Below are 23513 nucleotides of genomic sequence, written 5' to 3' on the forward strand. Positions count from 1 at the left end.
CAGCGTCTCCTAAGCGAAGCGCCTCTTTGTGCATATATGTCTTAGTTACTTAAAACCAAAGACAAAAGCCATTGCTCACAAAGAGAAGTAAATGAGGGTAAATGAGAAGCCAAAAAACAAAGACAATCGCTAAATTACTAGGTCACTAAATCACTACTCTGAAGCGTAGTGTCTCTGTGTGCATAAATGTCTTAATCACTAGCTTTAATCACTAACAAATCAAAGACAAAAACCATTGCTCACAAAGAGAAGTAAATGAGGGTAAATGAGAAGCCAAAAAACAAGCACAATCACTAAATTACTATCACTACTCTGAAGCGTAGCGTCTCCAAAGCGCAGCGCCTCTTTGTGCATAAATGTCTTAATCACTAGCTTTAATCACTAACAAATCAAAAACAAAAGCCAATGCTCACAAAGAGAAGTAAATGAGGGTAAATGAGCAGTGATAACACATGCTCTAGTCACTAAATCACTACTCTGAAGCGTAGCGTCTCCAAAGCGAAGCGCCTCTTTGTGCATAAATGTCTTAATCACTAGCTTTAATCACTAGCAAATCAAAAACAAAAAACATTGCTCACAAAGAGAATAAAATGAGGGTAAATGAGCAGTGATAACACATGTTCTAGTCACTAAATCACTACTCTGAAGCGTAGCGTCTCCAAAGCGAAGCGCCTCTGTGTGCATAAATGTCTTAATCACTAGCTTTAATCACTAACAAATCAAAAACAAAAAACATTGCTCACAAAGAGAAGAAAATGAGGGTAAATGAGAAGTGAAAACACATTAAAAACAACAGGCTAGTCACTAAATTACTACTCTAAAGCGTAGCGTCTCCAAAGCGCAGTGTCTCTTTATGCATAAATGTCTTAATCACTAGCTTTAATCACTAACAAATCAAAAACAAAAGCCAATGCTCACAAAGAGAAGTAAATGAGCAGTGAAAACACATAAAAGTAATGGCTTAGTCACTAAGTTACTAAAAAATAACCATAAATAAATAGCAATGAAGAGCCGTAAGATAAAGCTCGTGTTTGTATAGCATCGGTGTTTTTGTTGAGAATCAGCCGCGGGAATATAATCTTATGCTTTTATATATAATTCTATATTGTTGGGGTTTTTGGCTTCTAACAATGTAAATTCATTGACTGTGTTAATTAGTATGTGTTGTTGCTGTTTTTCTAACTTTAGTTCAGCACTTAATAACTCTTTACGAATGAGAGCGTAATCGGGAATACTATCTTTATTTGATTTTAAATAGTATCTGGCAGAGCGTAAGGGCTGTAAAGCATGAGTATCAAATAGCGCGATAGCATTAATTAAGCAGGCTAATTGCTCATTATTAATGCTCAACTTAAGCGAGTCTAAATAGAATAATAATAAGCACAAATTAACATTTTTACCTTGCTGGTCTTGCATTGCCAGCAAAGTTGTTTGTTGTTGTGGCTCTGCGTATAAAGTACACGCAAATTGCCAAAAAGCATCTTTATTTAGCAAGTTCATCGGCAAAGGCCTGCTCTTTTTCTTCCATTTCTTCAAGGGCTATCAGCAACTCTTCTTCAGTGTGATTGAGCTTAGGTGTAAGTGTTGCTTGTTTTGTTATTAATTCTTTTAACTTGGCTTTGTTATCATCGTTATATAAATCATTATCACCCAGTGCCACTTCTACATCGCTAAGCTCAGCACTGTATTTGTCGAGCTGTTTTTCGAGTTTATCAATTTGCTTTTTAAGCGGTTGAATATTTTTTCTAAACTCGGCTTCTAAACGTTTTTGCTCTTTTCGGTTTATACCACTACTTACTTTTTCATCGTCTGATTGCTGGCTTTTAGCAGCTTCTTTATTGGCATTTAGTAACCATTGATAATAAGCATCTAGATCATAGCCAAATTGTGTGACTTTTCCGTCGTCTACTAAATAAAATTCATCAGCGGTATTTTTAAGCATATGACGATCATGCGATACCGTAACCATCGCTCCTTCAAAGCCTTGCAGTGCCATAACTAAGGCATGGCGCATTTCTAAATCGAGATGGTTGGTTGGCTCATCAAGTAATAAAAGGTTTGGTTTTTGATAGACTAACATGGCTAATACCAGTCGTGCTTTTTCTCCACCTGAGAATGGAGCGACGGGTTCGAGTGCTTTATCGCCTATGAAGGCAAATCCACCTAAAAAGTCTCTTAATGATTGCTCACTGGCTTTTGGGTTTAAACGTTGAATGTGAGTAACCGCACTTGCTTTTAAATCAAGTGATTCTAATTGATGTTGTGCAAAGTACCCAATATTTAAACCATGGTGCTGTATTACTTTACCAGCTTGCGGCTCGAGCTCGCCCGCTAATAATTTTATAAGAGTTGATTTACCTGCGCCGTTTCGTCCAAGTAATGCAATACGACTTCCAGGTACTAAGTTGAGCGCTATATTATCTAAAATAGTAACATCACCATAACCGGCCTTTGCTTTATCTAAACTCATCAGCGGGTTAGGTAAAGCTGTTGGCTCGGCAAATTCAAAGTCAAACGGTGAATCGGCATGCGCCGGTGCGAGTTTTTCCATGCGTTCTAGCGCTTTCACACGACTTTGTGCTTGTTTTGCTTTGCTGGCTTTAGCCTTAAAGCGTGTAATAAACTGCTCAAGGTGGGCTATTTGCTCTTGTTGCTTTTCGAACATCGCTTGTTGTTGTAATAAGCGCTCTGCTTTTTGGCGTTCAAATTGAGAGTAATTACCTTTGTACACATTGATCAGTTGTTTATCTACATGCCAAATTTGATCAACCACCGCATCTAAAAACTCTCTATCGTGCGATATCAGAACTAGCGTACCAGTATAGGCACGTAAAAATCGTTCTAGCCAGTAAACGGCATCTAAATCTAGGTGGTTTGTTGGTTCATCGAGTAATAATAAATCCGCATCGCGGATCAGTGCCTGAGCAAGGTTTAAGCGCATACGCCAGCCACCAGAGAAAGCACTGACGGGGTTTTCTATTTGATTATTTGCAAAGCCTAAACCATGTAATAACTCGCCGGCCTTTGACTCTATACTGTAGCCTTTAATATTTTCTAATTGAATATGTACTTTAGCTTGCGTGTCACCATCATTAACTTGCTCAGCCTCACGTAATGCAATACGTAAAGCGTAATATTCAGGATGTCCTTGTAGTACGTAGTCTATTGCACTTATTTCAAGAGCTGGGGTTTCTTGTTTAACCGAGGCAATAGACCAATCTTTTGGAATATTACAATCGCCTGCATCAAGCTGTAGTTCTGATTTTAATAAACTAAATAAGGTTGATTTTCCGCAGCCATTGGCACCTACTAATCCAACTTTATGTTCTGGAAATAAAGTTGCAGAGGCATTTTTTAATAAGGCTTTACCGCCACGAAGAAGTTCGATTTCTGAGATTTGAATCATTACTATACATACCCTTATTTAGTTGCGCAGTATGATAACACAATCGGTTTTCTTTAAACGTATCCTCCATTAAGGATATGCGATAAAATAACCTTAGTTAACATGATGAGAATGATTAAATGAAGCAAAAAAAACGATTTATTGCAGGTGCAATCTGTCCAGAATGTAAAACTATGGATTTAATGATGTTGTACAAAGAACACGATGTAGAAAAAGTTGAATGTATGCAATGTGGCCACAAAATGGCTCAGCCAGAACAAGCAGTTCAGGCATCTACACGCCAATTTGAACAGGTTATCGGCGTGTTTAATCCCGGCGATTAAAAAATGCCTTCGGCTTAGCTAGTCTCATTACTTTTTTAGTAATGAGGCGGTGGTGGCTCTTGCATTTGTGACATAAGAGAAGGCGATGATTGCGACTCTTTTATTTTTTCTGCCAGTAGCTCCGTTTGACGCTTCATTTTAGCTAGCTGTTGCTGGTGTACTTTTATTTCGTCATTTAACACTTCGATTGTTTCGTCTTGAAAAGCAACTTTAGCTTCAAGTTCCATTAAGCGGTGTTCAATTGTGTTCATTATGTTCTCGTATAGTAAAACGCTCGGCGATCCCGCTTGAGCTTTCTGTAAGTAATGACAATTCGTCATCAATAAATGCAATATCTAATACGACTGCCGATTTTGGTCTACTGCCTTTTCGAGGGGTTACCTGCCACGATTGTAGCTTTTCACCATTACTCACACGCCATAAGTCGACTTGTTTATTCGGTGAGCCTGTTGCAAGCAGTGTACCTTGTTGATTAAAGCGAACAGCTGTAAATATTTTCTGGCGAGCAATATACTTTAGTTTGCTCACAAGATCACCTGTAGTCAGCTGCCATACATGTGCTTGCTGCATACTGTCTGCGGTAAATGCGTACTGACCTTGTGAGTCAAGTGTAACTTGTGTCACCCGAGTAGGGTGATTAAATCGATGTATTACTTGCCCTGTGCGTGTGTCCCAAAAATAAGCTGCATAATCGTTAGAGCCCGATAATGCATAATATCCATTGGGTGATATATCTACGGTATTAATTTTATCTTGATGTCCAAGGAACTCTATGCGCCTTGCAGTCTCTAAGTCAATGTAGACAACAACGCCATCACTGCGCCCGTATAGTACGCTGCGGCCCTGATTGCTAATAGCGATGTCGCGAATACTTGACGTTTGTATTTTGTAATAACCGAGGTTTTCACCGGTTGAAATACTCCATACTGAAAATGTATTTTTTTCTGCGGTGACAGCCACGCTATTGTCATAAGCAATAGCTACTGTGTGGACTAGACTGTCTTGGTCTTGTTGTTCTGACCAGAGATATTTAAGGGCGTGCTGTTGATTATCCCACAGAGCGACCCCATGATTTATAGAGGAGATCAGGCTGTATTTACCATCATGTGATAACGCTGATGAAAAAGCACCTGTCGATGTGTGTTCATAACTCGCCGTTGCTTGTTGATGCTTATCTTCGCAAGAGAAGATGAATAAGCAGCTCACAGTAAGTAAAAATGTACGAAATATCGTCATGTTACAAGATTTCCTCTTAACTCTCAGTGATTGAGAGGTTAGACTAAGTTTGTTGAAGCTTAGGTTGTTTGTCTAATCACTGGCTATGTATTTAGTTTAGCTAACAACGTACAATTTAGTTATTAAACAAACAGCCTATCATGAAGGCTAATCATGTTTAACTGGTATTAATATAACAAATGACAACTGCAAAGTATGTCGGAGACTTAAAATGAGAAAAACGATTAAATTATCATTAATTGCAGCGTCAGTTTTAGCACTTACTGCATGTAATGATGAAGCTAAAACAGAAAAAACTGAAGCTGTAGCAGCAACCGCACAAGTTGAACTAAATACGCTAGAACAACAACAAGCATATGCATTTGGTTCTTCTGTAGGTAGCTTTTTAGGTAAAGATTTAGAGAGAAGAAAAGAGCTTGGCTTTGATGTAGATCTTAAATTACTACTTCGTGGTTTAGAAGACTCTTTAAAAGGTGAGTCGCAATATGATGAAGTAAAAGTTAATGAAATCTTAACGCAATTTGAAGCATCGCTACAAGAAAAGCAAGAAGCACAAATGAAAGCTGAAGCTGAGAAAAACATTGCTGCTGGCACAGCTTATTTAGCTGAAAACGCTAAAAAAGAAGGTGTAAAAGTAACTGAGTCTGGTTTGCAGTACAAAGTGATTTCGTTAGGCGAAGGTGCTAAACCTGCTGCAGAAGATACAGTGAAGGTACATTATAAAGGTACTTTGCTTGACGGCACTGAATTTGATAGCTCATATGCGCGTAACGAGCCGGCTACATTCCCATTAAATCGTGTGATTTTAGGTTGGACTGAAGGCTTACAGTTAATGCCAGTTGGCTCAAAGTTTGAGTTTACTATCCCAAGCGATTTAGCATACGGGCCAAGTAATAAAGGTCCAATTCCAGCTAATTCTACGTTAATCTTTGAAGTAGAGTTACTTGCTATTGAAAGTGATGACGCTGCGGCTGAGTAATAATACGCCGCTAAAAAAGGGACCCTTTAGGTCCCTTTTTTTTAGGCTGTATGATTAGAATATAAGTTATCTATTAATTCATCTTCAAGTTCAAAGCGAAGTTCTAACGCCTCACCTAAAATCGATAAGTCTTTATCAAAATCTTTTAATAAATCTTCTTTATCTACCTCAGCGTATTTATCATTAAAATCTAATGCAACATCGGTGGTGTCAGAAATACGTGGGTAAAGTGCGTTTGCTAATTGCTGACTTTTAGGGCCTTTATGCTCACACGCTTTGGCAATGTCATCATAAATCTCAAAATGTCCCGCTGATAGATAATCCATCATTAGCTGACAAAATGATAAAATTTTCTCGGGTAATGGCAAAGAGTGATCTTTTTTATCTGCAGGTGAAAAGCCCGCTATTTGACAATATAAAACGATTAACGCTTGTCGTTCACTTAGCCAAGTATCGATAACTGTATGGCTACCACCCCATTTCTGTTGTGCTTTTTCTACACGTGTCAGCATGCTTGTTCTCCTAGAGTGAGTTATCTACGTAAATCAATAAGCTATTATAAATTAAGATATAGCTAAATTAAGTGTATATCAATGTTTTATAATCAATTGGTAAAAAAGTATTGGACTGAATGATTGATAAGAAAAAGCCACCGAAAAGGTGGCTGAATTTCTTTTTAATGGCTTGCTTAAACAAGCTTTTTATTTTTATTAAAATGATTTGTTATTGTTTTATAAACACGAAAGCACAATAGCAAGCTTTTACTTGTGTTGCAAATACATTAACAAGTGGTTTTTATGTTGTTTTATTGAAACTAAAATATCGTTTTTTGGTAAATAAACTTTGTATTTTTAACAGCTGGTTTAAGAAAGTTCATTTTAACGGTTCATTGAATAGAGAGGGGAGAAATATGGTGGTATAATATTCGTTCATACTCTTTAGCTTTGGACTCTTTTTACAATGAGCGAATTAAAAAACGACCGTTATTTACGTGCATTAGCAAAACAACCTGTTGATGTAACACCGGTATGGATGATGCGACAAGCAGGACGCTATTTACCAGAGTACCGTGCCACACGTGCACAAGCGGGCGACTTTATGAGTTTATGTAAAAATGCTGAGCTAGCTTGTGAAGTCACATTACAGCCACTTCGTCGTTACCCATTAGATGCCGCTATTTTATTTAGTGACATTTTAACCATTCCTGATGCGATGGGCTTAGGCTTATATTTTGAAACCGGCGAAGGTCCTAAATTTGAGCGCCCAATTTCTTCATTAGCTGATGTTAAAAAAATTCCAAAAATAGACCCTACCGATGAGCTTGGCTATGTCATGAATGCGGTGAGCACTATTCGTCGCGAGCTTAAAGGTGAAGTGCCATTAATTGGTTTTTCTGGTTCACCATGGACTTTAGCAACATACATGGTTGAAGGTGGTAGCAGTAAAGTATTCGGTAAAATTAAGAAAATGGCATTTGCTGAGCCACAAACATTACACTTACTTTTAGATAAAGTCGCCGATTCGGTTATTGATTATCTTAATGCACAAGTAAAAGCCGGTGCGCAGTCATTAATGATCTTTGACTCATGGGGTGGAGTGTTAAGTCCACGTGATTACAATGAGTTTTCATTACAATATATGCATAAAATTGTTGATGGCCTAATTCGTGAAAACGATGGGCGTAAAGTACCTGTTACTTTATTTACTAAAAATGGCGGGCAATGGATTGAAGCAATTGCGGCAACAGGATGTGATGCCGTCGGCCTTGATTGGACTATTAATATTAGTGATGCAAAACGTCGTGTTGGTGATAAAGTTGCATTGCAAGGTAATATGGACCCATCAATGTTGCACGGAACACCTGAACGCATTCGCCAAGAAGTCGGGACTATTTTAGAAGATTTTGGTACGGGTAATGGCCATGTATTTAATTTAGGCCATGGTATCACTCCAGATGTAGACCCTGAAAATGCAGGCGTGTTTATTAATGCCGTGCATGAGCTTAGTGCTAAATACCATAAGTAAAATTGGCTAAGTAACATTAAAAAGCCCGCTTAATGAGCGGGCTTTTTGCTATTTTAAAATCGTGTTTATTTAAACATACGATTTAAACCATTAAGTGCAGCTACTCGATAAGCTTCTGCCATCGTGGGGTAGTTAAACGTGGTGTTTACAAAGTAATCAATTGTATTACCTTCCCCTTTTTGCTCCATAATAGCTTGTCCAATATGTACAATTTCAGAGGCGCGTTCACCAAAGCAATGTACGCCAAGTACTTCTTTGGTTTCTGTGTGGAATAAAATTTTCAAGCTACCCACTTGTGTACCTGCTATTTGTGCACGTGCTAAATGTTTAAATTGAGCACGACCCACTTCATAAGGGATTTTAGCCGCGGTAAGCTCTTGTTCTGTTTTACCAACAGAGCTCATTTCTGGAATGGTATAAATGCCCGCAGGAATATCTTTAATAAGTTTCTCATCACAGTTACCTGTGGTGATTGCATCAGCTGCGATTCTGCCTTGGTCATATGCAGCACTTGCTAAACTTGGATAGCCAATAACGTCACCAACAGCATAAATATTATCAATGTCTGTTTGGTACATTTCATTTACTCTAAGCTGGCCTCGGCCATCTGCTTTTAGGCCCACAGCTTCTAAGTTAAGTGTATCTGTATTACCTGTTCGTCCATTGGCAAATAAAATACAGTCAACTTGTACACGTTTACCAGATTTTAAATGCATTACCACGCAGTCTTCACGCGTTTCGATACGCTCAAACTCTTCGTTGTGGCGAATAACAATGCCGCTGTTCCAAAAGTGGTAGCTTAATGAATCTGAAATTTCTGCATCCATAAAGGCCAAAAGGCGGTCACGTGTATTTACTAAATCGACCTTGGCACCTAAACCTTTAAAAATCGAAGCATACTCACAACCAATAACACCCGCACCATAAATCAGTACGCGTTGAGGATCATGTTCTAGCCCTAAAATAGTATCGCTGTCGTAAATACGTGAATGGGTAAAATCAACCTCTGGAGGGCGATATGGACGTGAACCAGTAGCAATTACAATTGTTTTTGCTGTGATTCGATCTGATGTTCCATCTGGGCGTTTTACATCAATCGTATGTTGATCAACAAAGCTTGCATTACCTTTATATAAATCAACTCTATTACGATCGTAAAAACCACTACGCATGTTAGATTGATCGGCAATAACAGAGCTTGCATGGCCAAGAATATCAGGGAAAGTTAAACGGCTTGAGCGCTCGTTTAAACTAAATAATGGATTCGCTTTATATTCGATATAACGGCTAACTGAGTGGCGTAATGCTTTTGAGGGAATTGTTCCCCAGTGTACACAACCACCACCGACTGACTTGTGACGTTCGATCACGGCCACTTTTTTGTTGTTTTTTGATAACTTCATGGCGGTGCCTTCACCGCCAGGGCCTGTGCCTATAATAATTGCATCATATTGATAAGAAACAGGTTTTGTTTTTTTCTCTGGTTGTTTTGACACAGCCACTCCTAAATTAGCTAAAAGAGGCTTTTAACAACCTCGCATTAAGTGCAAGCCAAGCCTGCTTTTGATTTTGCCAAGCAGCTTCAAGCTCATGATATTGTGCCATTAAAGCGGATTCTTCGCACTGTTTTGCCATATTATTTTTCTTAATTTCGAGAATTTCTCTTTGTAATTGGCAATAATGCTGCAGCTTTTTCAATAATAAATCATACTCGTTCTGTAATAATGTAAGCTTATCTTGCGTTAAAGGCAATTTTGCTAAACGAATTTGGGTTTTATGCATTAGTGTTTCGGCTTTTGCTTTTTCAATACGCTCAACGGGTGTACGCTTTAATTTACTTGCTAAACCTATAGCAGCTAACGAGCGAATCATCCACTTTGTTGGATCATAATGAAACCAGCGAATACCATTTCTATAGTCACTAGCAAAAATATGATGATAATTATGATAGCCCTCACCATAAGTAAATAAGGCTAAAAAGCCATTATCACGGGCAGTATTTTTTTCTGTATACGGACGAGCACCCCAAATATGAGCCACTGAGTTAATAAAGAAAGTAAAGTGTTGGCTTAATACTAAGCGCAATAACCCAACCAATAATAGCATACCCCAAATATCGCCTATTAAAGCACCGAGTAGTAAAGGGAGTCCTACATTCATTAAAATGACTAATTTGAAGTAATGCTTATGTTGCCACATAACAATTTTATTGCGTTGTAAATCACGACAATTACTATAATCACCGTAACTATCACCTTGGTAGTTTCGTAGCATCCAACCTATATGACTATACCAAAAGCCGTTTGTGGCTGCGTATGGGTCTTTTACAGGGTCGTCTACTTGGCCATGATGAACTCGGTGATCACTGCTCCAGTGCAAAGCACTATTTTGTAATGCAAATGCGCCGCCTAAAGCAAAAATAAATTCAATAGCTGGGTGAGCTGAATAAGCTTTATGTGCCCATAAGCGATGATAACCTGCGGTAATAGAAAGCCCCGCAAAAAACATACAGATAACAAATATCACCCAATGCGTGGCACTAAAACCAAAGGTAATACCGTACCAAGGCACTAAAGTAACAGCACCGATAAAGGTCAGGCTAAAAAATAGGACGTTAGTCCAAAGTAAAGGTGGTTTTTTCATCATTTATAATCTCAGCGTACAACTGTAAGCTAAAATAGTATTTCAATCTCTTGCCGTCAAGTATTAGACTAGGGATCTGAGCAATAATCATCAAAATTTAATATATTGGCATTCTGGAGAGCAATAAATGTCTGGTGTTAGAGCACAACAAAAGCAAAAAACACGACAAGCACTAATTGAAGCGGCATTTAATCAGCTAAGTGCTGACCATAGCTTTTCTAATTTAAGTTTACGTGAGGTTGCACGCGAAGCGGGTATTGCCCCAACGTCTTTTTATCGTCATTTTAAAGATATGAATGAGCTTGGTTTAACTATGGTTGATGAGGCGGGTTTAACCCTACGCCAACTCATGCGCCAAGCGCGACGACGTATTGCCGATGGCGGTAGTGTAATAAACACCTCTGTTGTGACTTTTATGGAGTTTATAGATAACTCAAGTAATCAGTTTCGGTTATTACTACGTGAGCGCTCTGGTACTTCTAAAGCGTTTAGAGCTGCGGTAGCACGTGAAGTTAAGCATTTTATTTTAGAGTTGGCGCACTATCTTGAAGGCGAAACTAAATGCGACCCTGTACATGCATATATACAAGCAGAGGCAATGGTCACATTAGTATTTAATGCTGGAGCTGAAGCACTTGATATTGAGGGCCAACAACGTGATGAATTAATAAAGCGAGTGATATGGCAATTACGTTATATTAGTCGTGGCGCTGATAATTACACGCGAGATAAAAATAAAGTATTAGAAAGCAGTAAAAGTTAATATAAACATGGTGTAGGGTTGGGGTTGGTATTTTAAACGTTGAACCTCCATTATTTGTTGTTTTTATTTTTATTTTAACTAAATGGCGCATAAAAAATTCTTCAACTTGGCTTTTAATCCAATAATTAAGAAAATTTTATGCTTGATCCCTTGCCTTACAAGTGTTAAAAATAAGCCTCACTGAACACACACACGATGACAAGATGCAAAATATTCGTTTAATTACACTAAAACTTAACCTCTTACTGCTGATACAAGTAAGCGGGGATTAGTGTGTTTGCATCAAGTTAACATCAAAAAACCCCGCAATAGCGGGGTTTTTTTTATTTCGCAGCTGGGATAAGTTGAATTTTAAGTAGCACTGGAGTGAGGGGCAATTATGCAAGACCAAGATAAAGTATGGATTTTTGACACAACATTACGTGATGGCGAACAGGCATTAAAAGCAAGTCTTACTGAAGATGATAAAATTCAATTAGCGCACACTATCAGTCGCCTAAATGTAGATGTAATGGAAGTGGGTTTTCCGGTATCTAGCCCTGCTGATTTTCGTTCGGTGCAGCGTATTGCAACCGAAGTAAAAGGCCCTATTATTTGTGGCCTAGCGCGTTCTGTTGCAAAGGATATTGAAGCGTGTGGTGAAGCACTTCGCACCGCTCAACAAAGCCGTATCCATACTTTTATTGCAACCAGCCCGCTTCACTTAGATCATAAATTACGCATGAGTTTAGATGATGCTACAGCGATGGCGGTTAAGTCGATTAAATTAGCTCGTAACTATACTGATGATGTAGAGTTCTCGTGTGAAGATGCGGGGCGTACCCCTCACTGGGATTTATGTAAAATTGTAGAACAAGCGATTAAAGCTGGTGCTTCAACAATTAACTTACCAGATACCGTCGGCTTTGTTACTCCTGATGAATATGCTGCAATGATTCGTCATTTAATGAACAATGTTCCTAATATTGATCAGGCCCGCCTGAGTGTGCATTGCCATAACGATTTAGGTTTGGCAGTCGCCAACTCAGTCGCGGCTGTGCAAGCTGGTGCACGCCAAATTGAGTGTACTATTAATGGTATTGGCGAGCGTGCGGGTAACTGTTCACTTGAAGAAGTGGCCATGATCATGAAAATGCGCAAAGATCACTTAAAAGTACACACCGATATAAAAAGTGAAGAGATTTATCGCGCATCTCGTCAAGTGGCAAAAATTTGCAATATGCCAGTTCAACCTAATAAAGCGATTGTTGGCGAAAATGCCTTTGCACATAGCTCAGGTATTCACCAAGATGGCGTATTAAAAGCACAAAACACCTATGAAATTATGTCACCTGAGAGTGTCGGTGTGCCAAACAATCAATTAAATATGACTTCGCGTTCTGGTCGTCATGTTATTGAGCATCGCTTAGAAGAGTTAGGCTATCAAAAATCAGACTACGATATGGATAGCTTATACGAGAGCTTTTTAGCGTTAGCAGATCAAAAAGGGACAGTATACGACTACGACTTAGAGGCAATGATTTACTTTAACCAAATTAATGTTAAAGATGAAAAATACCAATTAGAGTTTGTTAATTCAGCATCTAACTCTCAATCGGTTGCCAGTTCGACTATCGGAATGTTGGTTGATGGAGAATCAAAGCAAGAGGCTGCAACAGGGAATGGACCTGTAGAGGCTTCGTTTGCCGCGATTGAACGTTTAACGGGCATTAGCGTCGAAATGATTGAATATAACCTAGAGGCAACAGGCCAGGGTGCCAGTTCTTTAGGTCAAGTAAATATAATAGCAAAATTTGAAGGACGCCCTTATCATGGAGCAGGTATTGCTGCAGATGTGGTTGAGGCGTCAGTACGCGCTATGATACGTGTGTATAACTTAATTTATCGTGCACAAAAAGTGTCTGATTTAAAACAACAAAGGAAAGCAGGATGAGTAAAACAAACTACAGCGTTGCCGTATTAGCAGGCGATGGTATTGGCCCAGAAGTAATGGCAGCAGCAGAGCAAGTACTTGATGCTGTAAGCAATAAGTTTGGTTTTACCTTGACCCGCGCACACCATGCAATTGGTGGAGCTGCTATCGATGAATTTGGTAAAGCTTTACCTGAAAGTACATTAACAGCATGTGAAAACGCCGATGCTATTTTATTTGGTTCAGTAGGGGGCCCTAAATGGGAAAACCTACCGCCAAATGAACAGCCAGAGCGTGCTTCTTTATTGCCTTTACGTAAACATTTTGGTTTGTTTTGTAACCTTCGCCCTGCACAGTTATTACCTGCATTAAGTGCCGCTTCACCACTGCGAGCCGATATTAGTGCACAAGGGTTTGATATTTTATGTGTACGTGAATTAACCGGTGGTATTTACTTTGGTGAAAAAGGCCGCAGCGGTGAGGGTGCAGATGAAGCTGCATTCGATACGCAAACATATTCTCGTAAAGAAATAGAACGCATTGCACGCTTTGCTTTTGAAGCTGCAAAATTACGTAGTAACCATGTGACATCGGTTGATAAAGCCAATGTATTAGCATCAAGCGTATTATGGCGTGAAGTGGTCACTGAGGTAAGTAAAGATTACCCAGAAGTCAGTTTAGATTATATTTATGTCGATAACGCTGCGATGCAATTAGTAAAGCAACCGAGCCAATTCGATGTACTACTTTGCGATAACTTATTCGGTGATATTTTATCAGATGAGTGTGCGATGATCACAGGCTCTATGGGCTTATTACCTTCTGCTAGTTTAAATCAATCGGGCTTTGGCCTGTACGAACCTGCAGGTGGATCAGCGCCTGATATTGCAGGCAAAGGCGTTGCTAACCCTATTGCACAAATTTTAAGTGCGGCGCTTATGCTCCGTTACTCTTTAGGACAAGATGAAGCGGCGCGTACGATTGAAAAAGCAGTAGCAGAAGCCGTTGAAGCTGGCGTTGGTACGCCAGATATCTACCCAAATGGTGGATACAGCACAAGCGATGTAGCAGCAGCCATCGTTTCACGTATTTAATATATAAGTCGCAGCACCGTTATGTTGCGACTTAACAGATTAGGGAATTAGCAAGTGGCCCAAACGTTATACGACAAAATTTGGCAGGCACACACCGTTGCCAGCATAAACGAGCAAACAGACTTACTTTATATTGACCGTCATTTAGTTCACGAAGTAACTTCGCCGCAAGCATTTGCGGGTTTACGTGAGAAAAGTCGTAAAGTACGCTGCCCAGAAAAAACCTTTGCTACGATGGATCATAACGTATCGACAAAAAGTCGTTCATTAGATGCCGCGAGTGAAGTATCTAAAAATCAATTAATGGCTTTAGATGCAAACTGTAAAGAATTTGGCATTGTATTGTACGATTTAAATTCAATTAACCAAGGCATTGTGCATGTAATGGGCCCAGAGCAGGGCATTACCTTACCCGGTACCACTATAGTATGTGGCGATAGTCATACTTCAACGCATGGAGCATTTGGTGCGCTAGCACATGGTATTGGAACCTCTGAAGTTGAACACGTATTAGCAACACAAACATTGCAACAGAAAAAAGCTAAATCACTAAAGATTCAAATTAATGGGGTATTACGCCCAACCGTTACTGCTAAAGATTTAATCATGGCAGTAATTGGTAAATTAGGTACCGCAGGCGGTACTGGTTACGTAGCAGAGTTTTGTGGTGAAGGTATTGAAGCGCTGTCCATGGAAGCACGTATGACATTGTGTAACATGAGTATAGAAATGGGCGCTAAGGCCGGTTTAATTGCTTCAGATAAAGTGACTTACGATTACTTAAAAGGCCGCCCATTTGCACCTAAAGGTGCTGATTTTGACGCAGCAGTTGAATACTGGGAGACGTTAAAAACAGATGAAGGCGCGCAGTTTGATTTAGTTGTTGAATTAGAAGCTGTAGATATTCAGCCACAAATTACGTGGGGCACTAGCCCTGAACAAGTAATTGGTGTTGATGAGTGTATTCCTGATCCTGATAAAGAGCCTGATTTAATTAAAGCGGACGCAATTCGTAGCGCACTTAAATACATGGATTTAAAAGCCGGTGATAAGCTTTCAAGTGCAAAAGTCGATACTGTATTTATTGGCTCATGTACTAATAGCCGAATTGAAGATTTACGTGCAGCGGCCAAAATTGTTGAAGGCAAACAGGTTGTAGCGGGTATTGAAGCGTTAATTGTACCGGGCTCAGGCTTAGTTAAAAAACAAGCTGAAGACGAAGGCTTAGCCGATATCTTTAAAGCCGCAGGTTTTGAATGGCGTGAACCGGGTTGCTCTATGTGCTTAGCAATGAATGATGACCGTTTAGAAGCAGGCAAACGTTGTGCTTCAACTTCTAATCGTAACTTTGAAGGGCGCCAAGGCCGTGGCGGTCGTACGCATTTAGTTAGCCCTGCAATGGCTGCTGCTGCGGCAATACATGGTCACTTTGTTGATATTAGAGGAGAAGCCTAATGAGCGTGTTTTTTAGTGGCTTAATGGCCCCACTTGATAAAAATAATGTCGATACAGACCAAATAATTCCAAAACAGTTTTTAACATCAACCAGCCGCGATGGCTTTGATGCGGCATTGTTTTACGATTGGCGTTATTTAGACAATGGTGATGCAAACCCTGAGTTTATTTTAAACCGTCCGTGTTACCAAGGCGCAAAAATACTATTAACACGTGATAATTTTGGTTGTGGTTCTTCACGTGAGCATGCTCCTTGGGCACTTAAGCAGTATGGTTTTGAAGTCATTTTAGCTGAAAGTTTTGCTGATATTTTCTTTAATAACTGTGGTAATAATCAAATGCTGGCAATTGCTTTACCAGCTCAAACGCTAGAGCAATTATTTGTGCTAAGCGAGCAGCATGATGATATTCACATTGATATTGATTTAGAAAACCAAACATTAAACAGCAATAAATTTGAACCAATTAGCTTCGACATTCGTAAAGATGTGAAAGAGCGTTTATTAAGTGGCTTAGATTTTATTGGTGTTACCGAAACACTTAATCACCAAATTGATGCGTTTGAGCAGCAATTAGCTAGCGCACGTTCTTGGCAGTAAAAGTACACGATATTTTCCCTATTTAGCGCGGCAAACGCCGCGCTTTTTTATACATCTTTACGTTTGTACTCGGTCATAAATAAGGTGTCTTCTTTGATTATTTCATTATCGCATGGATAAATTAACGATCCTTTAAATTGCTTTTCATAGTGGGTATCTACTTTAAGTACTAATTTATGGTCGTAAAAAAACAGCAACTGTGTCCCTTCTCTTTTTTTTACAATATGTTGCGCGAATGCAATTTCATACTCTTGGTAACTTAAAAAATCTGTGTGTTTATAGCTGATAATCTTATGCATAATGCTATTAAAAAGAAGTTTAAAGTAGTCTTTATTAAGCTGTCTATCGGGTGTAGATAGGCCTATAAATGGTGCATCACTAGAAAAACGCAATCTTTTTGATTTAGCGAGTACCTCGCGTTCGAACATTTCATATTCGCTCATATTTATAACGTACTCATTCGTATTTTAAGGAAGGGGGCTACATCAAAAGATAGCTAACAGCATCATTTAAATGCACTTATTCGCTTTTTACGGATTTTAATATAAAAAACGTAGCTGTAAAACATGGACCAGTAGCGTAGATTATAACAACGATTGGCATAGTATAAGTAACGATTCGGTTTAAGGAAGAAATTATGCAGCATGATATGACTCAAGCCATTATAGATTGGCAGCAAGGAGAAGCGGCGTCACAAGAAAATATGTATTTGATTATTTATGATCAATTACGCACGCTAGCCTCTTCACAACGACGTAAAGTAGCGCAGAAATTTGGCGAGCAAACAATCGAAGAGCATATAAATTCAACTACCGCGATTGTGCATGAGGTCTATATTAAACTTGAGCATGCAAATAATGAGCAGTTTAGTAATCGCAAAGAATTCTTTTTAATGATTGCACGCACTATCCACAATATTTTAGTGGATCAAGCGCGTAAAAATGCAGCGCAAAAACGCCAAGTTGAACTCACTGTGCTTGATGAGAGAATTGATGATGATATAAATATGGCCGTGTTTGAACAAAGTCAGCAAATGATTGATTTAGGCAATGCCTTGCAGCTGATGGAGACGCAGTTTCCGCGTCAAGCACAAAGCATGCAATTAAAATACTTTGGTGGGTTATTAGTGAAGGAAATTTCAGCACTCCTCGCAATTAGTATCTCTAGTGCAGAAAAAGACATCGCGTTTGCAAAATCATGGCTAAAACTAAGGTTAAGTGAATGAAAAAGCTTATTATGACAACAAGTTATCAAGGGCTACCGCTGGCGTGTTATTGGAACTCTATAACAAAAAATATATTATTAATTAGTCAGCGCCATGAGCTTACTGTATTTACGTGTTTTGGTTTTTTCAAAGCAAAAAAAACTCTTAAAATCACACCTAAAATTGCAATCGAAATGCATTTTAGAAAGCTCAGTAAAGAAAAAATAGGCATTATAATGCTCAAAATAAAGGGTGTTTTATTGAAAGCGCAAGCGATTGATATTTCGTCGGGTGACAAAGTGGCGTTGGCATCATTAAATTACCAGCAGCTAGTTGCACGCTAAATTATCTATTTTTGAAAAATGAAAAGCCAAGGTAAAGCCTAAATATTGCGCGTAATAATCACGAATTAAGCATTATTAAATCGTATCCTAGCTTGCGCAAAGCAACGCTTTTTTAAGGTGTTGGGTTTTTTACGCCAAGTATATGCTCAGTATAGGGGCAACCATAACCGCCTACGTGCTCTGATAAAAGCCTTTAGACTGAGAGCTATTACTAAGTGAGTATGTTAACTTAGCATTTAACTAAAAGTAAGGTATTGATTAAAGGCATAAAATGGATTTTATTTTTAAAGTACAGGTATTTAAATGAGTGAATTAGCTTTATTTGAACATTTTTGTATTTTAATTGATATGCCTAAAAGCCAACATCAAGAGTATATTACTCAACATCTCAACAACCCCGAGTTAATAGCCGAACTAACCGCATTACTTAATCATCATTTTAGTGCCAACCCACACACACAATGGCATGACTTAATTGCTAAACAGGCACACACCGTCACCGGTGATGAGCAGTTGCAACACTTGCTTGGTTCTAAGGTTGGCGTATACACCTTAAAAAAAGTAATTGGTGAGGGTGGAATGGGGAAGGTGTTTTTAGCTGAACGTCACGATAAATTAATCAATCAACAGGTTGCAATTAAGTTTTTCAGTCCTTCAATTATGCAGGTCGTTGGGGCTAATTTAGCGCAAAACCAAGCTCAAATTTTAGCACAGTTAAATCACCCTAATATTACGTATGTTTACGATACAGGGGTGACTGAAAGTGGCCTGCATTATGTTGTTATGGAATATGTTAAAGGCGTGCCGATAGATCAATTCTGCGCAAATAAAAATCTTAATTTTATGCAACGAATTGAATTGTTTTTAACGGTATGCGATGCAATTTCTAAAACGCATTTAATTAATATTGCCCATAGTGATATTAAGCCAGCTAATATTTTAGTTAGTGATGAAGGTGTGGCCAAAATACTCGACTTTGATATTTCAAAAGTACTGCAACATAACGAAATTGAGACAAGCAACGACGGTGTGAAACGTTATTTACGAGCACTTAGTTTGGTATATGCATCACCTGAGCAGCTTGCGGGGAATGATTTAACACTTGCCACAGATCAATATTCGTTAGCGGTACTATTGTATGTATTATTAACTAACGAAGTTCCGTTTAATGTAAAAGATAAAGCCGTCAATGAGTTGATGACTGATATATCTGCTGGTAATGCTCAATTGTTAGATTTAGATGCTAAGACACTTAATATGAATTTATATCAACAATGGTATGTGCAAAGTGATATTAAATATATTATTAATAAAGCCATGTCTGTTGATATAAATAAACGATATAAATCAGTTAAAGCATTTAAATCAGATATTTATAAGGCCCTTAATTATTTTCCTACCGAAGTTTGCAGCAGTGTTAGGCATCGAGTAAAAAAATGGCTAGCTCGAAACCCTGTCATAGCAGTAAGTAGCTGTTTAATCGTTGTCTCGACGATCAGTTTATGTGTGCTTAATAATACACTTTATCAGCAACCACCAGGGAGTGTATTTAGTGCTATGCAAGGGGGGCAAAAAGACAGTGATAAGCGTATCGGGAAAGCGTTATCTGAGCGTGATAAGCTGCAGCTGTTTTATGATATAGCTTATGCTTTATATCAACATGAACAGTATAATCAAGCGATTAGTATTTTAGAGTCGGTACTTGATAACCCGCTTTATAGGCAACAAGATAGAGCGAAGAATACCCCTGTTTTGTCATTACTATTGATTGATTGTTATAAGAAAAACAATCAATTAAATAAAGCCAATACACTCAATAAAATAGTAAACAAATAACATATCACTCAATACGATGACATTGAGTGCGTACTCGTCTACGGCAATAAAAATCCACCAAGATTCACCCTCGTTTAGTACTTTGTAACTTTATTTATATTTTTTACCAAAATAATTACGGATTTTATTTTTAACTTCGTAGCTATTTTTAAAACCTTACTCAAGTACATTGGTTGTAAATTCAAAGAAGGAAACAATCATGAGTGATGAAACAAAAGAGCCACAAGGTAATGAAGTCGCAACTTCGCTAACAAACAACACAAATAACGACCAGCGAGAAAATTCACCTAAAACAGTTATTGATAATAGTTTAATGGCTGTATTGGATTTTTTAGCTAAACCATGGGGGCAGGTTTTTTCAACTTTAATACTGTGTAATAAGTTCACTGTTGCAATGTTGGGATTGTTTTTAGTTGCGGGATACTTACCTGCAATTGAAGTTTTTTCGAATACGATTTCTCTGTATGAACAGCTTAATGTTGGTATTTTCCCTTTGCTAGTTGTTGCCGTTATGGTGCTTTATGCACTTGGTGTAAAGCGCATAGTTAGTAAGTTAGCCTCTATCGCATTGGTTTTATTTGTGGTGTATCAACTTTATGAGGTTTACGACTATTTTTCACAGTTATCTGGTGGGCGAATGGGGCTTGATAAGCGCGCGATTGAAATGATCGCAGATACGGTTCGTTATGGCTTGGTACTTTGGGTAGTCAGTTTCATTATTGTCACTATGTTATCTTTTTTGCCTATTTACAAAACAAATGACAAGCTATGGCCTGCGCTTAAAAAAGTCGTTAACACCCCCGCTGAGAGTAATATTGATGTACAACAATATACACAAACTATTAATAGCGGTATTCAATCGGCGGTTAGTAAAGGGCAAGCCTCGTTAAAAGACGCCGATTTAAGCTCTAAAACCAAAGCGTTAACGAATGCAAAAGGGGGAGCCGTTATACAGAAGCTTGCCATTGCGATTGCTGTTATTGTCGCGTTATTTACATTGATTAGCCTATTGTTTTCAGGGAATTCGGCACCTAACGAAAAAGAAGTGCAGCAAGCCTTTGCAAAACAAGGTGTTATTAATCTTGGGTTTGTTAGCGGTGAAATTACAAATGTAAAACTCAATGACTGTGTTGAGTTAGAAGAAAAATCTCAGCCGACTTTTGAATGTAATATTGATGCGATGGTGAAATATGATTTAGGTGGTTTGGGTAAAATGTTTGGCTCTAAATCAGGTGGAGATGCATTTAATGAGTCGTTTAATGAATCGTTTATTTTTATTCAAGGGAGCCGTGGTTGGTACATTCAAGAATAACCTAGCATTAAGCGTAACCTATTGTATTTAAAGTAAGGAATAAAAATGAAATTAGTAAAAATAGCAGTAATGAGTTTATCGGTTTTAGTTTTGACGGCATGTGGGAGTGAAAGTTTTTATCAGGGGAGCTATGTTGATTTAAAAAAGGGGGATAAAAAATTAACGTTAACGGATTCTACAATAAAGTTAGAAAAAAGAGATAAGGTAAAATTAGAATCAGACATTGTGATTAACGATATTATAGAACCCGCAGATCGCTTTTCTCCAGGTGGTATGCGCGTGACATTTACAGAGAAAGAGAAAACCCACAACATTGCCTTTAGCTTTTTGAGTGAAGATATTGTATTAATTGATGGCACGATGATGGTGCGAGAAAATATCGATACCGATGACTTAACCGACTATGCAGAGCAATATTATGGTGAATATACTTTTAATGATGACAACAAAAGTATGAAAGTAACCTTTGACAGCAAGCAACTTAAAGTTATCGCTAAAAAAGGCAATAAAGAGCATGAGGAAGTTTTTACTTATTTGCAGGCATACCCCGTTGAAATACAAAATAAACAAATGATTTTATTAGCGAATGGAAAAAAAGGAATTATAGGTAAGTTTCAATATGATAAAGAGTGTATTAGCATTAAAGATGTAACATTGACGAAAATATAAAATAACAAGCGCGGCGTTTAGAAGCGTTTTCTATGACTCCGCGCTTGTACGTATCCATTTAGTGCTAATTACAACTTTAGAATAATGCTCAGTTTAATGTCTAAAATCAGCCATTAAAGCGGGTATCCCAGGTAACATACCCACAATAGCCATGACGCTAGTGAGTGTAATAAACATAATAAGCGGTATCACCCAGCGGCTCATTTTACTTAAGTTGGCGCTGCGTTCTTTGCAGCCAATTAATCCTAAGTTATCTAATAACATAGTGAGCGACCAACCAAAAGCAGGGTTAACTAAGCTCGATGCAAACACAACAATCGCTGCAGATTGCGTGGTTTTCCCCTCTCGGGTCATTTCCATACCAGCTTCTAACAAGGGAATAAATACCCCCACAATAAGGGCTACACACAGTACCGGTTGCCAAATTGCTAAATCCATAGGGTAACCCCATAATCCTGCAATAACACAAAATAAGGCCGTTAAAATAGCGCCGGCTGGAATGGGGCGTTTCGCAATAGCTGCTGGCACAATGTATGTCCCCCACGATGAAGTAAAGTTAGCTCCACCTGCCAGAGAACCAAACGTTTGCCTAATGGATGCACTAAGCATGGTGTCATCTATATCCATTTGTACTTTTTCGGTGCGCTGAGGGTAGCTAATTTTTTGAAACACTTGATGCCCTAAAAAGTCAGGTGACCACATCGCCACGGCAAGTACTGCAAATGGTAATACCACCACAAAGCTTTCAAGTGTGGGTAAGCCAAGCATCCAGCCTGTATTTTCACCCCACCAGTACATCGGGTTCATGTTAGGTAGCCCTGGTGCCGTATGAAACTCAAACGGAGCGCCTAAGGCAAATGCAACACCGCCACCAATAACGCAGCTAAGAGGCACTGCCAGCCAGCGCTTTTTAAAGTGCTCGAGCAAGGCATATAGTACAATCGTGGCTAAAATAACAATAAAGGCAATATGCGCCATATCAATACCTTCGGCCCAAGCGAATAGCTTTTTAACTTGCGAAATTGTGCCAATAAACCCTAAATATATAAGTAAACCACCACACACGCCTTTACTGGTTAAGCGTGCTAATAAACTCCCTCCTTTTGTAATGGCTAATATGAGCCCAAAGGCACCAATGAGTAAACCAAATGCCATAGGGTGTCCCCCAGCAGCAACAACAATAGGAATTAAAGGAATGAGTGGGCCATGAGTGCCGGCTAAATTTGCAGTAGGTAAAATAAAACCTGAAAATAAAATAATAAAAATAGAAACAATGAGTAATTCGTAACGTACGTTTTCCAGGACAAATGACTCGCTTAAACCTAACGGTGCTGCAAAGGTCGCTGCAATTGCGCCAACCATAACCACTTTACCAATAGTGCCTGCCATTGCTGGAATGGTGTCTTCAAATTCAAATCGGTAATCTCTAAACGGTAAATTAGGACGCCAGCGTTTAGGTTGCATTATTTGCAATTCGTGCTCTAGATACTCATCGCGCGTATTAAATTGTGAGCTTGGTTTGTGTTGCTTTTGATAGCTAGTTGAATCAGCATTATAAACTGAATCTTGTGGTTCATTACCCTGCGGGGTTGTTTGCATAAGCCCTCCTGTTACTCGTTTCTTAATTTGCGATACTGCGTTTGTTGAGGCAATTTAATAGTGAGTAAACAGAGTAACTTAGCTTTTATAAAAAACTGTATAGGCAAAAGGTCG

General features: G+C 38.7%; 22 protein-coding genes. 13 read left to right on the forward strand and 9 right to left on the reverse strand.

Going from position 1 to position 23513, the window contains the following annotated elements; genetic code table 11:
- Positions 1-1080: 1080 nt before the first annotated feature.
- Together J8L70_RS13635 and abc-f are read right to left on the reverse strand one after the other, a co-directional pair.
- Complete coding sequence (locus J8L70_RS13635; protein ID WP_211056152.1) at positions 1081-1500, reverse strand: TIGR02444 family protein; 420 nt, start codon at positions 1498-1500, stop codon at positions 1081-1083.
- Positions 1484-3406: a ribosomal protection-like ABC-F family protein gene (gene abc-f, locus J8L70_RS13640; protein WP_211056153.1), complete on the reverse strand. Its 1923-nt coding sequence runs from the start codon at positions 3404-3406 to the stop codon at positions 1484-1486. Before abc-f ends, J8L70_RS13635 begins: the two co-directional genes overlap by 17 nt.
- A gap of 119 nt (positions 3407-3525) precedes the next feature.
- Between abc-f and J8L70_RS13645 the strand changes: the two genes are divergently transcribed.
- Positions 3526-3729, forward strand: coding sequence for a YheV family putative zinc ribbon protein (locus J8L70_RS13645; RefSeq protein ID WP_211056154.1), 204 nt, complete (start codon positions 3526-3528; stop codon positions 3727-3729).
- Between the two features lie 35 nt (positions 3730-3764).
- Here J8L70_RS13645 and J8L70_RS13650 read toward each other — a convergent pair whose 3' ends face one another.
- Entirely contained in the window at positions 3765-3980 is a 216-nt protein-coding gene (locus tag J8L70_RS13650; protein ID WP_211056155.1) for a SlyX family protein, read from the reverse strand.
- On the reverse strand, positions 3967-4965 hold the full coding sequence (locus J8L70_RS13655; RefSeq protein ID WP_211056156.1) for a hypothetical protein: 999 nt from the start codon (positions 4963-4965) through the stop codon (positions 3967-3969). Before J8L70_RS13655 ends, J8L70_RS13650 begins: the two co-directional genes overlap by 14 nt.
- Before the next feature lie 211 nt (positions 4966-5176).
- On the opposite strand from J8L70_RS13655, the gene fkpA reads away from it, so the two are divergent.
- Positions 5177-5944: an FKBP-type peptidyl-prolyl cis-trans isomerase gene (gene fkpA / locus J8L70_RS13660; protein WP_211056157.1), complete on the forward strand. Its 768-nt coding sequence runs from the start codon at positions 5177-5179 to the stop codon at positions 5942-5944.
- A gap of 41 nt (positions 5945-5985) precedes the next feature.
- Here fkpA and rsd read toward each other — a convergent pair whose 3' ends face one another.
- Positions 5986-6456: a sigma D regulator gene (rsd, locus tag J8L70_RS13665; RefSeq protein WP_211056158.1), complete on the reverse strand. Its 471-nt coding sequence runs from the start codon at positions 6454-6456 to the stop codon at positions 5986-5988.
- 448 nt (positions 6457-6904) lie between these two features.
- On the opposite strand from rsd, the gene hemE reads away from it, so the two are divergent.
- Positions 6905-7969 carry a uroporphyrinogen decarboxylase gene (gene hemE, locus J8L70_RS13670; protein ID WP_211056159.1) on the forward strand — a complete coding sequence of 355 codons (1065 nt, stop codon included), beginning with the start codon at positions 6905-6907 and terminating at the stop codon, positions 7967-7969.
- Positions 7970-8034: 65 nt separating this feature from the next.
- Here hemE and sthA read toward each other — a convergent pair whose 3' ends face one another.
- Complete coding sequence (sthA, locus tag J8L70_RS13675) at positions 8035-9465, reverse strand: Si-specific NAD(P)(+) transhydrogenase (RefSeq protein ID WP_211056160.1); 1431 nt, start codon at positions 9463-9465, stop codon at positions 8035-8037.
- A 13-nt stretch (positions 9466-9478) separates the two neighbouring features.
- On the reverse strand, positions 9479-10612 hold the full coding sequence (locus J8L70_RS13680) for a fatty acid desaturase (protein WP_211056235.1): 1134 nt from the start codon (positions 10610-10612) through the stop codon (positions 9479-9481).
- A 127-nt stretch (positions 10613-10739) separates the two neighbouring features.
- Between J8L70_RS13680 and fabR the strand changes: the two genes are divergently transcribed.
- The 5 genes from fabR (at position 10740) to leuD (ending at position 16435) form a co-directional block, all read left to right on the forward strand.
- A complete protein-coding gene (gene fabR / locus J8L70_RS13685; RefSeq protein ID WP_211056161.1) occupies positions 10740-11375 on the forward strand; it encodes an HTH-type transcriptional repressor FabR in 636 nt (211 codons plus the stop codon).
- A 379-nt stretch (positions 11376-11754) separates the two neighbouring features.
- Positions 11755-13308 carry a 2-isopropylmalate synthase gene (gene leuA, locus J8L70_RS13690; RefSeq protein WP_211056162.1) on the forward strand — a complete coding sequence of 518 codons (1554 nt, stop codon included), beginning with the start codon at positions 11755-11757 and terminating at the stop codon, positions 13306-13308.
- The gene (gene leuB, locus J8L70_RS13695) at positions 13305-14381 is read left to right on the forward strand and encodes a 3-isopropylmalate dehydrogenase (protein ID WP_211056163.1); all 1077 of its coding nucleotides are present in this window, start codon (positions 13305-13307) and stop codon (positions 14379-14381) included. The genes leuA and leuB overlap by 4 nt, the downstream gene beginning before the upstream one ends.
- A 54-nt stretch (positions 14382-14435) precedes the next feature.
- Entirely contained in the window at positions 14436-15836 is a 1401-nt protein-coding gene (leuC, locus tag J8L70_RS13700) for a 3-isopropylmalate dehydratase large subunit (RefSeq protein WP_211056164.1), read from the forward strand.
- Positions 15836-16435 carry a 3-isopropylmalate dehydratase small subunit gene (gene leuD, locus J8L70_RS13705; protein WP_211056165.1) on the forward strand — a complete coding sequence of 200 codons (600 nt, stop codon included), beginning with the start codon at positions 15836-15838 and terminating at the stop codon, positions 16433-16435. The genes leuC and leuD overlap by 1 nt, the downstream gene beginning before the upstream one ends.
- Positions 16436-16482: 47 nt before the next feature.
- Here the strand turns inward: leuD and J8L70_RS13710 are convergent, their stop codons facing one another.
- A complete protein-coding gene (locus J8L70_RS13710) occupies positions 16483-16878 on the reverse strand; it encodes a hypothetical protein (RefSeq protein WP_211056166.1) in 396 nt (131 codons plus the stop codon).
- A gap of 194 nt (positions 16879-17072) precedes the next feature.
- On the opposite strand from J8L70_RS13710, the gene J8L70_RS13715 reads away from it, so the two are divergent.
- The 5 genes from J8L70_RS13715 to J8L70_RS13735 all read left to right on the forward strand — a co-directional run bounded on the left by J8L70_RS13715 (position 17073) and on the right by J8L70_RS13735 (position 21800).
- The gene (locus J8L70_RS13715) at positions 17073-17660 is read left to right on the forward strand and encodes an ECF-type sigma factor (RefSeq protein WP_211056167.1); all 588 of its coding nucleotides are present in this window, start codon (positions 17073-17075) and stop codon (positions 17658-17660) included.
- Positions 17657-17983: a hypothetical protein gene (locus J8L70_RS13720; protein WP_211056168.1), complete on the forward strand. Its 327-nt coding sequence runs from the start codon at positions 17657-17659 to the stop codon at positions 17981-17983. The genes J8L70_RS13715 and J8L70_RS13720 overlap by 4 nt, the downstream gene beginning before the upstream one ends.
- Before the next feature lie 303 nt (positions 17984-18286).
- Entirely contained in the window at positions 18287-19819 is a 1533-nt protein-coding gene (locus J8L70_RS13725) for a serine/threonine-protein kinase (protein WP_211056169.1), read from the forward strand.
- Between the two features lie 199 nt (positions 19820-20018).
- Entirely contained in the window at positions 20019-21131 is a 1113-nt protein-coding gene (locus J8L70_RS13730; protein ID WP_211056170.1) for a hypothetical protein, read from the forward strand.
- A 45-nt stretch (positions 21132-21176) separates the two neighbouring features.
- Positions 21177-21800: a hypothetical protein gene (locus tag J8L70_RS13735; RefSeq protein ID WP_211056171.1), complete on the forward strand. Its 624-nt coding sequence runs from the start codon at positions 21177-21179 to the stop codon at positions 21798-21800.
- Positions 21801-21893: 93 nt separating this feature from the next.
- Here J8L70_RS13735 and J8L70_RS13740 read toward each other — a convergent pair whose 3' ends face one another.
- The gene (locus tag J8L70_RS13740; protein WP_211056172.1) at positions 21894-23399 is read right to left on the reverse strand and encodes a DUF3360 family protein; all 1506 of its coding nucleotides are present in this window, start codon (positions 23397-23399) and stop codon (positions 21894-21896) included.
- Positions 23400-23513 lie beyond the last annotated feature (114 nt).

Source organism: Pseudoalteromonas sp. MMG010 (genome assembly GCF_018100905.1).
In the GTDB taxonomy this organism is placed as follows: Bacteria; Pseudomonadota; Gammaproteobacteria; order Enterobacterales; family Alteromonadaceae; genus Pseudoalteromonas.

Bases quoted from the DNA above. Each gene is read 5' to 3' on its own strand.
- hemE (WP_211056159.1), top strand. From the start codon at position 6,905: ATGAGCGAATTAAAAAACGACCGTTATTTACGTGCATTAGCAAAACAA.
- leuB (WP_211056163.1), top strand. From the start codon at position 13,305: ATGAGTAAAACAAACTACAGCGTTGCCGTATTAGCAGGCGATGGTATT.
- J8L70_RS13645 (WP_211056154.1), top strand. From the start codon at position 3,526: ATGAAGCAAAAAAAACGATTTATTGCAGGTGCAATCTGTCCAGAATGT.
- J8L70_RS13635 (WP_211056152.1), bottom strand. From the start codon at position 1,500: ATGAACTTGCTAAATAAAGATGCTTTTTGGCAATTTGCGTGTACTTTA.
- abc-f (WP_211056153.1), bottom strand. From the start codon at position 3,406: ATGATTCAAATCTCAGAAATCGAACTTCTTCGTGGCGGTAAAGCCTTA.
- J8L70_RS13650 (WP_211056155.1), bottom strand. From the start codon at position 3,980: ATGAACACAATTGAACACCGCTTAATGGAACTTGAAGCTAAAGTTGCT.
- J8L70_RS13730 (WP_211056170.1), top strand. From the start codon at position 20,019: ATGAGTGATGAAACAAAAGAGCCACAAGGTAATGAAGTCGCAACTTCG.
- leuD (WP_211056165.1), top strand. From the start codon at position 15,836: ATGAGCGTGTTTTTTAGTGGCTTAATGGCCCCACTTGATAAAAATAAT.
- J8L70_RS13710 (WP_211056166.1), bottom strand. From the start codon at position 16,878: ATGAGCGAATATGAAATGTTCGAACGCGAGGTACTCGCTAAATCAAAA.
- J8L70_RS13655 (WP_211056156.1), bottom strand. From the start codon at position 4,965: ATGACGATATTTCGTACATTTTTACTTACTGTGAGCTGCTTATTCATC.
- J8L70_RS13720 (WP_211056168.1), top strand. From the start codon at position 17,657: ATGAAAAAGCTTATTATGACAACAAGTTATCAAGGGCTACCGCTGGCG.
- fkpA (WP_211056157.1), top strand. From the start codon at position 5,177: ATGAGAAAAACGATTAAATTATCATTAATTGCAGCGTCAGTTTTAGCA.
- leuA (WP_211056162.1), top strand. From the start codon at position 11,755: ATGCAAGACCAAGATAAAGTATGGATTTTTGACACAACATTACGTGAT.
- fabR (WP_211056161.1), top strand. From the start codon at position 10,740: ATGTCTGGTGTTAGAGCACAACAAAAGCAAAAAACACGACAAGCACTA.
- J8L70_RS13735 (WP_211056171.1), top strand. From the start codon at position 21,177: ATGAAATTAGTAAAAATAGCAGTAATGAGTTTATCGGTTTTAGTTTTG.
- J8L70_RS13715 (WP_211056167.1), top strand. From the start codon at position 17,073: ATGCAGCATGATATGACTCAAGCCATTATAGATTGGCAGCAAGGAGAA.
- J8L70_RS13725 (WP_211056169.1), top strand. From the start codon at position 18,287: ATGAGTGAATTAGCTTTATTTGAACATTTTTGTATTTTAATTGATATG.
- rsd (WP_211056158.1), bottom strand. From the start codon at position 6,456: ATGCTGACACGTGTAGAAAAAGCACAACAGAAATGGGGTGGTAGCCAT.
- J8L70_RS13680 (WP_211056235.1), bottom strand. From the start codon at position 10,612: ATGAAAAAACCACCTTTACTTTGGACTAACGTCCTATTTTTTAGCCTG.
- J8L70_RS13740 (WP_211056172.1), bottom strand. From the start codon at position 23,399: ATGCAAACAACCCCGCAGGGTAATGAACCACAAGATTCAGTTTATAAT.